At 43.8% G+C, this 13,006-nt stretch carries 11 protein-coding genes; 3 read left to right on the top strand and 8 right to left on the bottom strand.

Annotated elements, in window-relative coordinates; translation table 11 throughout:
* Nucleotides 1–91: 91 nt before the first annotated feature.
* From ybeY to miaB, 3 genes are all read right to left on the bottom strand, one after another.
* Nucleotides 92–556, bottom strand: a complete 465-nt coding sequence (gene ybeY / locus CAG60_RS06225; protein WP_154168752.1) for an rRNA maturation RNase YbeY — start codon at nt 554–556, stop codon at nt 92–94.
* Between the two features lie 2 nt (nt 557–558).
* Nucleotides 559–1,644, bottom strand: a complete 1,086-nt coding sequence (locus CAG60_RS06220) for a PhoH family protein (protein WP_161438511.1) — start codon at nt 1,642–1,644, stop codon at nt 559–561.
* 116 nt (nt 1,645–1,760) lie between these two features.
* Nucleotides 1,761–3,185 carry a tRNA (N6-isopentenyl adenosine(37)-C2)-methylthiotransferase MiaB gene (gene miaB, locus CAG60_RS06215; protein WP_154168748.1) on the bottom strand — a complete coding sequence of 475 codons (1,425 nt, stop codon included), beginning with the start codon at nt 3,183–3,185 and terminating at the stop codon, nt 1,761–1,763.
* A gap of 232 nt (nt 3,186–3,417) precedes the next feature.
* Here miaB and CAG60_RS06210 point away from each other — a divergent pair, with 232 nt between their 5' ends.
* A complete protein-coding gene (locus tag CAG60_RS06210) occupies nt 3,418–4,572 on the top strand; it encodes a 2-octaprenyl-3-methyl-6-methoxy-1,4-benzoquinol hydroxylase (RefSeq protein ID WP_161438510.1) in 1,155 nt (384 codons plus the stop codon).
* A gap of 90 nt (nt 4,573–4,662) precedes the next feature.
* On the opposite strand, the gene crr is transcribed toward CAG60_RS06210, so the two are convergent.
* The 5 genes from crr to cysZ form a co-directional block, all read right to left on the bottom strand.
* Nucleotides 4,663–5,172 (bottom strand): PTS glucose transporter subunit IIA, encoded by a 510-nt coding sequence (crr, locus tag CAG60_RS06205; RefSeq protein ID WP_004395712.1) that lies wholly within the window; start codon nt 5,170–5,172, stop codon nt 4,663–4,665.
* Between the two features lie 129 nt (nt 5,173–5,301).
* Nucleotides 5,302–7,026, bottom strand: a complete 1,725-nt coding sequence (gene ptsI, locus CAG60_RS06200) for a phosphoenolpyruvate-protein phosphotransferase PtsI (protein ID WP_161438509.1) — start codon at nt 7,024–7,026, stop codon at nt 5,302–5,304.
* 146 nt (nt 7,027–7,172) lie between these two features.
* Nucleotides 7,173–7,430: an HPr family phosphocarrier protein gene (locus CAG60_RS06195; RefSeq protein ID WP_004395710.1), complete on the bottom strand. Its 258-nt coding sequence runs from the start codon at nt 7,428–7,430 to the stop codon at nt 7,173–7,175.
* Nucleotides 7,431–7,727: 297 nt separating this feature from the next.
* A complete protein-coding gene (gene cysK / locus CAG60_RS06190; RefSeq protein WP_004395708.1) occupies nt 7,728–8,696 on the bottom strand; it encodes a cysteine synthase A in 969 nt (322 codons plus the stop codon).
* A 188-nt stretch (nt 8,697–8,884) separates the two neighbouring features.
* The gene (cysZ, locus tag CAG60_RS06185) at nt 8,885–9,658 is read right to left on the bottom strand and encodes a sulfate transporter CysZ (protein WP_004395707.1); all 774 of its coding nucleotides are present in this window, start codon (nt 9,656–9,658) and stop codon (nt 8,885–8,887) included.
* Between the two features lie 222 nt (nt 9,659–9,880).
* Here cysZ and zipA point away from each other — a divergent pair, with 222 nt between their 5' ends.
* Both zipA and ligA read left to right on the top strand, forming a co-directional pair.
* A complete protein-coding gene (gene zipA / locus CAG60_RS06180; protein ID WP_161438508.1) occupies nt 9,881–10,756 on the top strand; it encodes a cell division protein ZipA in 876 nt (291 codons plus the stop codon).
* Nucleotides 10,757–10,812: 56 nt separating this feature from the next.
* Nucleotides 10,813–12,822 carry an NAD-dependent DNA ligase LigA gene (gene ligA / locus CAG60_RS06175; protein WP_161438507.1) on the top strand — a complete coding sequence of 670 codons (2,010 nt, stop codon included), beginning with the start codon at nt 10,813–10,815 and terminating at the stop codon, nt 12,820–12,822.
* Nucleotides 12,823–13,006: the final 184 nt, after the last annotated feature.

Genomic DNA, 13,006 nt, shown 5'->3' with positions numbered 1-13,006 from the left:
AATCGGTTCCTGACTAACCAAGCGGTGCAGTGGTTGTTACCTTAATAACAATGGTTAAACCTACAGCGCTGAGTTAATGGGGCGTATTGGCTTAGTTTTTCTCCGCTAAATATGGGTCATCAAAGCCCATGTTTTGCATGATTTCTGTCTCAAGGGCTTCCATCTCGTCCGCGTCTTGATCATCAATATGGTCATAACCTAGCAGATGAAGAGTGCCATGTACAACCATATGCGCCCAATGAGCCATCAAAGATTTCTCTTGTTCAAGTGCTTCTTGCTCAACGACTTGTCGACAAATGACTAAATCACCCAATAGATCCAGCTCAATTTCCGCTGGGGCTTCAAATGGAAAAGATAGCACATTCGTCGGTTTATCTTTGCCACGGTAGTTTAAATTTAGCTGATGACTCTCCGCTTGATCAACAATACGAATGGTGACTTCAGCTTGAGATTGAAAAGGGGTTACTGCGGCGCTAAACCACGTTAAAAAATCATCAAAGCTAGGGAGACCTTGCTCATCTTCAACGGCAATTTGTAAGTCTAGTTCGATAGACATCACTAATGAGATTCCTCGATGTTCGATGTTGCTGCCGGCGTCATATTCGTGTGTTCACGTTCTTCACGACGACGTTGCTCATTGATTTTACGTTGTTTTTGATCTTCAGCTTCCCATTTTTCATAAGCATTAACGATGCGAGCAACGACTGGGTGACGAACCACATCGTCAGCTAAGAAAAAGTTGAAGCTAATTTCATCAACCTCATTGAGTACTTCAATCGCATGGCGTAATCCAGAGCGAGCACCACGGGGTAAATCTATTTGTGTTACGTCACCGGTGATCACTGCGCGTGAGTTAAAACCGATGCGGGTCAGGAACATTTTCATCTGTTCCACGGTGGTGTTCTGGCTTTCATCAAGGATGATGAATGCATCATTTAGCGTGCGTCCACGCATGTAAGCCAGTGGCGCGACTTCGATAACATTACGCTCAATGAGTTTTTCAACGCGTTCAAAACCGAGCATTTCAAACAGAGCGTCATAGAGTGGACGTAAGTAGGGATCAACTTTTTGACTTAAATCACCGGGTAAAAATCCCAGTTTTTCCCCCGCTTCTACCGCTGGACGGGTGAGAAGGATGCGTCGCACTTCTTGTCGTTCTAGGGCATCAACTGCGGCGGCAACCGCCAAATAGGTTTTTCCCGTACCCGCTGGACCAATCCCAAAGGTAATGTCATGGGTGACCATATTCACTAAATACTGAGCTTGGTTTGGTGTCCGCGGTTTAATCACGCCTTTTTTGGTTTTAATGAACACTTCTTTGCCATAAGCGATGGCAGATTCGTGATTTTGTTCGAGTACGCCTGCTTCTTTAATCGCAAGATGAATACGCTCTGGCTCAATATCGGCAATATTGCCTTGCAAAGGGGCAGTGTCTACATATAACGTTTTGATGATTTCTAAGGCGGCTGCGGCAGTATGAGGCTTGCCGACAATGGTAAAGAAATTGCTACGGTGGTTGATTTCGACACCGAGGCGACGCTCAATATGTTTAATATTATCATCAAAAGGACCGCATAAGCTGGCTAAGCGGCGGTTGTCGGAAGGTTCGAGAGTGATCTCTAAAGTAACGATTTTATTGCTCAAATTGGCCTCTCAATAAATCATGAATAAGTAGCCGATGTTGACCGGCTACTCATGGAATGTTGTGACCAAAAGCGTCAATCTTCCTCACACATCATTATGAGGGGACTTACCCCATATTATGGCGTGAAAGAAGCAACGCCTAAGGCATCTTCTCGGCGCGTTTTTGCCATCATTTGTGAAGGTGAAATAACAACGCGTAGGTTCATTTCCGACTCAGTACGGATCAGTTCACCACGTAGGGAGTTGGAGAAGACATCAACAATCTTCACATCAACGAATTGACCAATCAGATCGGGTGAGCCTTCAAAGTTGACGACACGGTTATTCTCAGTGCGTCCGCGCAGTTCCATCAAGTTTTTCTTTGATGGACCTTCGACTAAAATACGCTGTTCAGTATCAAGCATCAAACGAGAATAGCGCATCGCTTGGCTATTAATTTGTTGCTGAAGTTCATATAGGCGCTCTTTTTTCGTCTCTTCCGATACATCACAAGGATAATCGGCGGCTGGCGTACCCGGGCGAGGTGAGAAAATAAAGCTAAAGCTCATATCAAAATCAACGTCTCTGATCAGTTTCATTGTGGCTTGGAAATCATTATCCGATTCGCCTGGGAAACCAACAATAAAGTCAGAGCTGATTTGAATGTCCGGACGAGCTTTACGCAGCTTACGGATGATCGATTTATATTCGATCGCCGTGTGTGGGCGCTTCATCATGGTTAAGATGCGATCACTGCCACTTTGTACTGGAAGATGCAGGAAGCTCACTAGCTCCGGCGTATCTTCGTATACCGCGATGATGTCATCAGTAAATTCTAGCGGGTGACTGGTCGTAAAGCGAATACGGTCAATACCATCGATTGAAGCTACTAAACGTAATAGTTCAGCAAATGAGCAGATGGTCCCATCGTGCATTGGTCCACGATAAGCATTGACGTTTTGCCCTAGTAGGTTGACTTCACGCACGCCTTGATCGGCCAATTGTGCTATTTCATATAACACATCATCCATTGGACGGCTCACTTCCTCACCACGCGTATAAGGTACGACGCAGTAAGTACAATATTTTGAGCAGCCTTCCATGATGGAGACAAAAGCGGTAGGGCCTTCTGCTTTAGGTTCAGGTAAGCGATCGAATTTCTCGATTTCAGGGAAAGAGATATCCATCACTGGTGCATCAGTCGATTGTGATTGCTTGATCATTTCAGGCAAGCGGTGCAAGGTTTGTGGGCCAAAAATCACATCAACAAACGGGGCACGCTCACGAATATGATCGCCTTCTTGGGTTGCTACACAGCCGCCCACACCAATCACGACACCTGGTTTTTTGTCTTTAAGATTTTTCCAACGCCCGAGTTGATGGAAGACCTTCTCTTGGGCTTTTTCCCGGATTGAACAGGTATTAAGTAGAAGTACGTCTGCTTCCTCTGGCTCTTCAGTTAGCTCATAACCATTTGCCGCGTTGAGCAAATCGGCCATTTTCGATGAATCGTATTCGTTCATCTGACAGCCCCAGGTTTTAATTAGCAGTTTCTTACTCATCTCACTTTCGCTCGTTCAATAGTTTGTTCAAATAAGGATCCGCCATCACGACGGTAGCAGCGTATTGTACTGCTTTCGTTTGTGACTGACTAGGGTTAGAAATAAATTATAACCGTTGCTGTTACTGGGTTTTTACCCTGTTTTATACAAGGTTTTAGGACAAATATGTTCGCAAAAAAAAACTCACTCCGTACAATGGACCCAGAAAGAGAGTAACCCAAAAGGGTCAAGCATGAATAATTTTGATGTTGTTGTGGTCGGTGGTGGAATGGTCGGTGCCGCCGCTGCTTTAGGCTTTGCAAAACAAGGGCGACGAGTGGCGCTAGTGGAAGGCTATGCTCCGCAGCCATTTTCGCCAGAGCAACCGATGGATGTGCGTATTTCGGCCATCTCGCAAACCTCTGTTGATTTATTACAATCCTTAGGCGCTTGGTCGGCAATTGCAGAAATGCGTCTCTGTCCTTATCGTCGTTTAGAAACTTGGGAGCACCCAGAGTGTCGCACTCGTTTTTCGAGTGACTCTTTAGGATTAGCGCAACTGGGTTTTATGGTTGAAAATCGAATCCTTCAATTGGGGTTATGGGAGCAGTTTGCACTTTATCCAAATCTGACGCTATTTTGCCCCGATCAACTCAATCATATTAATTTTAGTACTGAACTCAAAACGATCACTTTGCAATCGGGTGAGGTTTTGCATAGCCAATGGATTATTGGTGCGGATGGCGCTCAGTCACAAGTGAGAAAAATGGCGCAAATTGGCATCACGGCTTGGGATTATCGCCAACACTGTATGTTGATCAATGTTGTGACGGAAAAACCACAACAAGACATTACTTGGCAACAGTTTTTTCCTTCTGGACCCCGATCGTTTTTACCGTTAACCGGTCATCAGGCTTCATTGGTATGGTATGACTCACCACAGCGAATTAAGCAACTGGCGAATTTATCATTAAGTCAACTTAGAGAAGAGATCCTTAACCATTTTCCACAAGAGCTTGGTGATATTGAGGTGTTGCAGCATGGTCATTTTCCATTAACTCGTCGTCATGCTCAGTGTTATGTCAAGCAGGGGTGTATTTTAGTCGGCGATGCCGCGCACACGATTAACCCTCTTGCAGGGCAGGGGGTGAATCTCGGTTTTAAGGATGTCTCAGTATTATTAGCGGTGACAAAAGAAGCCTCATTGTTCACTGCAGCGCATTTTGCTCAGTATCAGCGTCAACGTCGTCCTGATAACTTATTGATGCAAACTGGCATGGATGTATTTTATAAAACATTCAGTAACGATAAATTACCTTTAAAAGTAATGCGCAATGCTTTATTGAAAGGGGCGGATTATACGGGACCGATTAAGCAGCAGGTATTACGCTACGCGCTTGGTTTGTAAGTGAGTTAGATGGCGAGCGATAAAACAAAAACGCTGCCATGATGGCAGCGTTTCGTTTCAAGTCTTGAGTATAAGTTAGCGATAAATCGCTTATTTAGTTACACGAAGAACGGGAGTTTCACCAACCGTCACAGAACCTGACAACTTGCTCAGTTCTTTAATCTCATCCATGTTAGAGATAACAACCGGAGTCAGTGTTGATTTGGCTTTTTCTTCTAGCAAAGCAAGATCGAATTCAATAATTGTGTCACCCACTTTTACTGATTGGCCTTCCTGAGCGATACGCTTAAAGCCTTCGCCTTTCAATTCAACGGTATCAATACCGAAGTGAACAAACAGCTCAACGCCATCGTCAGATTCAATAGAGAATGCGTGATTCGTTTCGAAGATTTTACCGATAGTCCCGTTTACTGGAGCAACCATTTTGTTACCAGTAGGTTTAATCGCAATACCATCACCAACGATTTTCTCGGCAAACACGACATCTGGCACATCTTCAATGTTTACAATTTCACCAGAAAGCGGTGCAATAATTTCAATTGCACTTGCGTCAGCGCTGTCATCAGAGACTAGCTTTTTAAGTTTGTCAAACAGACCCATTGTGTCATGCTCCTAACGTTTCAAATTTATTCTATACCAGTATAGTATACCAATCCCAAACAATAGACGACTATTTTTATATCCTTCAAGGAGTTTGCTGATCGTCACCTATTGTAGGGGGCTGATGGCTTATTGGCACTTCTCTGCGATGAATTTTTCTACACACGCTTCAATTTCAGCGGCGGTCGGTAATGACAACGCATGTTCTGCCATGGCTTTGACTTCTGCAAAATTGGTGTTACGAATCACTTTTTTTACTTTAGGGATAGAAATACCACTCATCGAGAATTCATCTAATCCCATACCCAGTAATAGTAGTGTTGCGCGCTCATCTCCTGCAAGCTCACCACACATTCCGGTCCATTTTCCTGCAGCGTGAGAAGCATCAATCACTTGTTTAATCACTGTTAAAACCGCTGGTGATAATGGATTATACAAGTGAGAAATCATTTCGTTACCGCGGTCTACCGCTAGGGTATATTGGGTCAAGTCGTTGGTGCCAATCGAGAAGAAGGCCACTTCTTTCGCTAAATGATGAGCGATCGCTGCTGCTGCTGGTGTCTCCACCATCACACCAATTTCGATGTTTTCGTCGAATGCTAGCCCTTCGCTGCGTAGCTCAGCTTTGTACTCTTCAATGGCATTTTTCAGTTCACGAATTTCTTCAACTGAAATGATCATTGGGAACATGATGCGCAATGTGCCGTGTGCCGATGCACGTAAAATACCACGCAACTGATCGCGCAGAATATCACGGCGATCTAAGCTAATACGGATTGCACGCCAACCCAAAAATGGGTTCATTTCTTTTGGTAAATCCATGTAAGGTAAATCTTTGTCACCACCAATATCCATGGTACGGATAATGACCGATTGGCCTTTCATCGCTTCGGCAACTTGTTTATAAGCTTGATACTGCTCTTCTTCGGTCGGAAGGGCGTCACGGTCCATAAATAAGAACTCGGTACGATACAGACCAACACCTTCTCCGCCGTTACGAATGATGCCATCGCAATCTTTTACGGTACCAATGTTACCGCACACTTCAACACTATGCCCATCAAGGGTTTGTGCTGGAAGATCTTTTAATTTGGCAAGTTCTTCTTTTTCAGCAAAGAAGTCGCGCTGTACTTGTTTGGCTTGCTCAAGTTCAGCTTCGGTTGGATTAACAAAAATTTTGTTATTAATTGCGTCGATGACCAGCATGTCACCATTTTTTACTTGTTTGGTAATGTCATTAGTACCAACAATCGCAGGCAGTTCTAGAGAGCGTGCCATGATTGAGGTATGTGAGGTGCGGCCACCAATGTCACAAGCAAAGCCAAGCACATAATCAAGGTTGATTTGTGCCGTTTCTGAAGGCGTTAGATCGTAAGCAACCAAGATAACTTTTTGATTAATATCACTGAGTGATACGATATTAATGCCTAATGCATTTTTTACAAAGCGGGTGCCGATATCACGAATATCCGTTGCACGCTCTTTCAAATATTCATCATCGAGCGATTCAAGGGCAGTGGCTTGCTCTTCAATCACCGTATAAATCGCGTTATCTGCTGATAATTTATCATTTTTGATGAGGGCTAAAATTTCGTCTTCTAGCTCTTCATCTTCCAGTAGCATGATATGGCCTTCGAAGATGGCCTCTTTCTCTTCACCAAAGGTCTCAAGCGCTTTTTGTTTAATGACAGTGAGCTGCGCGGATGATTTTGCGCGTGCGTCGTAAAAACGCTCAATTTCTGCTGCTACATCTGCGTCTGAGATGGTGTTTGTGTTTAGGACTATTTCATCTTCTTGAAGTAGTAGTGCTTTACCGATAGCAATACCTGGAGATGCTAGGATGCCTGAAATCATAGCCTTACCTTAAATTGGTCAACTGTAAACGGGAGAATATGGACGATGTGCCAACAATAACATTTAGCTTATTGTTGGTCATATTTCAAATAAGGCCACTTTGTCGTTTAAACAAAATGACCTTTATCTAAAATAGAGAGCGTCGATTAGTGAAGTTGGTCCATTAGGGCAACTAGATGGTCAACGGCTTCTTTCGCTTGAGGGCCTTCAGCCGAGATAGAGACCACTGTGCCTTTAACTAGGCCAAGGGTTTGTAGTTTAAATAAGCTTTTAGCACTGGCGCTTTTACCGTTTGAAGTGACAGTAATATCTGCATCGAACGCTTTTGCTTCTTTAACAAACTGTGCAGCTGGACGAGTATGAAGACCGTTTTCTGCAGTGATTTCTACTTGCTTCTCGTACATGTGTTATACCCCAATTAATGTAGTTTTTGTAAGTTGTTCACTTAGATAAGCTTAACCTTAACTGCCCATTTCTGCTAGCGGAGTAACGGGATTTTCGTGGTAGCGCTTATTTCAGTTTAAAACAATCAATGGCTGAGGTAGAGTTTTACCAAAAATCAGCCTTGACTTTAATCTTGCCTGCTTCTTTATTTTGAAGCTAGAAATAAAACATCCCGATATTACCAAAGGTGGGGCAAGGATCAACAAAAAAGCCCCTGTATGGGGCTTTTTTAAACGAAAATTTGATTTAATCACCTATTACTGTTGGTTTTCTTTCTCAGTAAAAATACCGGCAAAGAGCGCTGTACTTAGGTAACGTTCACCTGAGCTTGGCAGCACAGTGACAATGGTTTTTCCAGCAAATTCAGGAAGTTCAGCGAGGCGATTAGCGGCGACAACCGCAGCACCTGAAGATATTCCGGCTAAAATCCCTTCTTCTTCCATTAAGCGGCGAGCCATATCGATGGCTTCATCAGACGTCACGGTTTCTACACGGTCAATCAGTTCTAAATCTAGGTTGCCTGGAATAAAACCTGCTCCAATACCCTGAATTTTGTGTGGCGCAGGTTTTATTTCTTCTCCTGCCAAAGCTTGGCTGATCACTGGCGATTCTGCTGGTTCTACGGCAACAGAAATGATCGCTTTACCTTTTTCACCCTTAATATAACGGCTTGTTCCAGTGAGAGTACCACCAGTGCCCACCCCAGCAACGAAGACATCAATTTGGCCATCGGTGGCTTCCCAGATCTCAGGACCTGTGGTTTTTTCGTGAATAGCAGGGTTGGCTGGGTTATCGAATTGCTGAAGCAGTAAGTATTTACTTGGGTTGCTGGCGACGATTTCTTCTGCTTTGGCAATAGCACCTTTCATGCCTTTTGCTGCTTCAGTCAATTCAAGGTTAGCACCAAGCGCTTTGAGTAGTTTACGACGCTCAAGACTCATCGACTCTGGCATAGTTAAGGTCAGTTTATAACCACGGGCTGCAGCCACAAAGGCCAAAGCGACGCCAGTATTGCCACTGGTTGGCTCGACTAGCTCAATTCCTTCTTTTAGCTTGCCTTGCTTTTCTGCTTCCCAAATCATGTTAGCGCCAATACGACATTTAACACTGAAGCTTGGGTTACGTGCTTCTATTTTGGCTAACACACGGCCGTTACTGACTTTGTTTAGGCGAACCAGAGGAGTGTTACCGATAGTCAGAGAGTTGTCTTCGTAAATTTTACTCATTGTGCTGTCCCTTTATTACGCATAGATCAATCGTTGATGCGTTGCTACAAATTGGTTGATACTGGTCAAGAATAGAGATTCGATAGAAAAGTAAAAGGATTAAAAAGTTATAACTTATTAGCGATTTATTAGATGGCTTTATTCTCTTCGCTTATAGACTGATGTGATTCATTGCCTATATAGCTGAGCTACTTGGCGGACATCGTCTTGCTGGCAGATGCCGAGTGATTGGTGTGGGAATATTTAAACTCACCAACCCACATGGCGGTGGCTCCGCATACTGCAATTGGCATAATAAAAAGATTAACGACAGGAATCGTGGTTAACAGCGCGACTATCATGCCAAAGCCGTAAGTTTTACCTGGTTTTTGTTTTAACTGGTTTCGCATCACTTTAAAGTCAACTTTATGGTTATCAAAGGAATAATCACAATATTGGATGGCGAGTATCCAAGCGGTGAATAAAAACCAGACGATGGGCCCTAGTGTTTGCCCCAGGCCGGGGATGAGTAACAGTAGAAATAATCCTAGTGCTCGGGGAATAACGTAAAAAAGCTTTTGTCCCTCACGAAGAAGAATGCGTGGCGTATCCTTGAGTACAGAGAATAAGCTTAGATCGCTTTCGATTTTTCCGGTTATTTTTTGCTCGACTTTTTCGGCCAATAGGCCATGAAAAGGCGAAGCAATAAAATTAGCTAGCGTGCTGAAAAAATAGGAAAAGGTACCGAGGATGGTGATAGTGAGCAATGGCCAAAGCAGATAATATAGCCAAGATAAAAAACTAGGTAGAGCGTCAAGCCACTGGGTTATCCAATCGTTAAGATGGGTGAAAAGATAATACAAAGCCGTTCCAATCAGTAGCACGTTGATCATCAAAGGAAGTAAAGTAAAACGACGGATGCCTGGTGAAAAAGCCAGATGAACACCATCAAAAAAATAATCTAATCCAGAGCGTGTGGGCATGGTCCCTTCCGAAATGAACGCAAAAAAACAGAATTTAGAGTGTAACTGAAGCTTACAATAATAAAAATGCGCCTGTAGACGTAACTTCTAACATTAAGTTGTTCTAAATCAGGGGTAACTTTTGGTAAAGTAACCTTATAGTTTGATACACCCCACCTTGGCAGACGTTCAACATAGGCGTTAGAGCTCGGAACATCAACACCGAAACACTGAGAGTTTAAGATGCAGGAATTGCGATTCGTACTCATTATTGTTGGCGGGCTAGCGATAGCCGCTTTATTGTTTCATGGTCTTTGGACCAGTAAAAAAGAAGGTAAGTCGAAGTTCGGCGATAAGCCGCTCGGGCGTATCAATGTTGAACATCAAGATAAGAAGGCCGCAAAAGAGGCGAAGTTGGCGTCAACTGACGAAGTGACTCGCCCTGATCGTCGAGAGCCTGATTTTGGTTTAACTGGTCATGATATTGACCCTCTAATTGCTGATTATGATTTGCAAGACAGTGGCGATGCAACACAACAAATCGTTCCTAAACATGATCTCGATACAGCAGCGCCAGAACCGAGCGTTAAATTAAAGGCTGACGCTGTTTCAGAAGAAAGTCGTATCGAAACGTCGATGGTTGAACCGCAACCTGAATCTATTACTCCGGCTCAAACTGAAACACCTGAAGAAGAGCCTGAAATGCAGGTGATTGTGCTTAATGTACACTGTGCAGGTGCTGAGCCTTTTGTTGGTAGCAAGTTATTTGACAGCTTTCAGCAAAATGGGTTGTTGTATGGTGAACTGGATATCTACCATCGTCATGCTGATTTATCAGGAACGGGTAAAGTGTTATTTAGCGTGGCTAATATGTTACAGCCGGGGACATTAAAACATGACGATCCCGCTGAATTTACCACCAAAGGCATCTCTTTCTTTATGACCTTGCCTTGTTACGGTGACGCTGAGCAGAATTTCAAGTTGATGCTTAAAACGGCTCAACAAATTGCCGATGATATGGGCGCTAATGTTTTGGATGATGCACGTAACCTGATGACACCCAATCGGCTAGCTGAGTATCGTAAGCAAATTCAAAAGTTCAAACTTAAACAGCAGTAATTAACACCTCATAAGGCTCCGACCGGAGCCTTTTTTCATGATCCGAGAGAATACCAATGCAACACGTAGAGCAAAGATTACAAGAGTTACGGCAAATCCTGAATGAACATGCGATACGTTATTACGTGGAAGACGCCCCGACCATTCCTGATGCTGAATACGATCGGTTGATGCGGGAGTTATTAGAAATTGAAGCGCAATATCCACAATGGGTAAGTGAAGACTCGCCTAGTCAACGTGTTGGTGGGGCACCATTATCGAGTTTCGAATCAGTCACTCATGAACGACCGATGTTATCGTTAGATAATGCCTTTGCTGATAGTGAGTTGGATAGCTTCTTTCGTCGTATCGGTGAGCGAGTTGCTGCCACTCAGCATGCTCGTTTTTGTTGTGAGCCTAAATTGGATGGGTTAGCAGTTAGTCTATTGTATGTGGATGGTCGATTAACTCAAGCTGCGACCCGTGGCGATGGTACGACAGGTGAGAATATCACTGAAAATGTACGTACCATCAAATCGATCCCTCTCAAACTCTCTGGAACTGGCTGGCCTTCAAGGATTGAAGTTCGAGGTGAAGTGTTTATTCCCAAAGAGGGTTTTGAGCGGATGAACGCTCAAGCACTGAAAAAAGGTCAAAAGGTGTTTGTTAACCCACGTAATGCGGCCGCTGGAAGTTTGCGTCAACTTGATTCTCGTATTACGGCTAAGCGTCCTTTAGCGTTTTATGCTTATAGTGTCGGAGTGGTCGAAGGTGCTGAGTTATCGACCAGTCATTATGACCGTTTTTTACAGTTAAAAAGCTGGGGGCTTCCGGTTAGCCCAGAGACGCAGCGCGTAGAAAACGCTCAGCAAGTTAAAGATTACTATCAAACGATTATGGCAAAACGAGCTGACTTGCCTTACGAAATTGATGGTGTGGTGATTAAAGTTGATGATATTGCACTGCAAGAGAAATTAGGATTTGTCGCTCGTGCTCCTCGCTGGGCGATTGCTTATAAGTTCCCTGCTCAAGAGGAAATGACTCGTTTAAATGAGGTTGAATTTCAAGTAGGAAGAACCGGAGCCATTACGCCTGTTGCTAAGTTAGAACCGATATTTGTTGGTGGTGTGACGGTCAGCAATGCGACGTTACATAACGCGGATGAGATCGAGCGATTAGGCGTAATGGTTGGCGATACGGTAATTATTCGCCGTGCTGGTGATGTTATCCCACAAATTGTTTCCGTGGTGTTGGAACGTCGTCCTCAAGAGGCTCAACCGATAATTTTCCCGAGTCACTGTCCAGTTTGTCAATCTGATGTGGAACGCGTCGAGGGCGAAGCGGTTGCTCGCTGTACTGGCGGCTTAGTGTGTCAAGCGCAACGCAAAGAAGCGTTAAAGCACTTTGTATCACGTAAAGCAATGAATGTAGACGGTTTAGGCGATAAAGTCATTGAGCAGCTCGTAGAGCGAGAAATGGTCGAAACGCCAGCCGACTTATTTAAACTCCGAGCGGGTGAGTTAACCGTATTAGATAGAATGGGCCCTAAATCGGCTCAAAATATCACTCAGGCACTGATTAACGCTAAGCATACGACCTTAGCCCGATTCTTATATGCCCTAGGTATCCGTGAAGTTGGCGAAGCAACAGCGATGAATCTGGCTCAACATTTTTGTACTTTGGAAGTAATTAGCCAAGCCTCTGTTGAGCAGTTGATTGAAGTTCAAGATGTAGGAATGATTGTGGCGAGTCATGTGCATGCTTTCTTTAGTCAGGAAAAGAACCAACGTGTTGTACAAGAGTTAAGAGACTTAGGCGTAACGTGGCCTGATATTGAACCTCAAGATGTTGCAAAGCCACAGCCACTGGCTGGAAAAACAGTGGTATTGACGGGCTCTCTGGTTCAATTATCACGCAGTGAAGCTAAAGCGGCTTTACAAAGCTTAGGGGCCAAAGTGACTGGTAGTGTATCAAAAAATACCGATATGCTGTTTGCGGGCGAGGCGGCAGGATCTAAATTAGTTAAGGCTCAAGAGCTGGGAATCGAAATATTTTCTGAGCAAGATTTGTTGGATCTTCTCACCTAACGATTTTAAATGCTAACCAAAACCCTTAACCATTGATCAATGGTTAAGGGTTTTTATTGCCAAAAATAACTTAATTTAGAAGAAGAAATTAGTGAGATAGATTGTAACTATTTTGTCACTTTCTATTTTTGATCAATGCGACCGACTTCAATTATTAAATTGTTTTCATTTTCAAGTCATTGTT

Origin of the sequence: Vibrio sp. V33_P6A3T137 (assembly GCF_009904835.1) — a bacterium.
Taxonomy (GTDB): Bacteria; Pseudomonadota; Gammaproteobacteria; order Enterobacterales; family Vibrionaceae; genus Vibrio; species Vibrio metschnikovii.
Note: the sequence above shows the minus strand (reverse complement) of the source record. Positions and strands in the feature narration are given on the sequence as shown.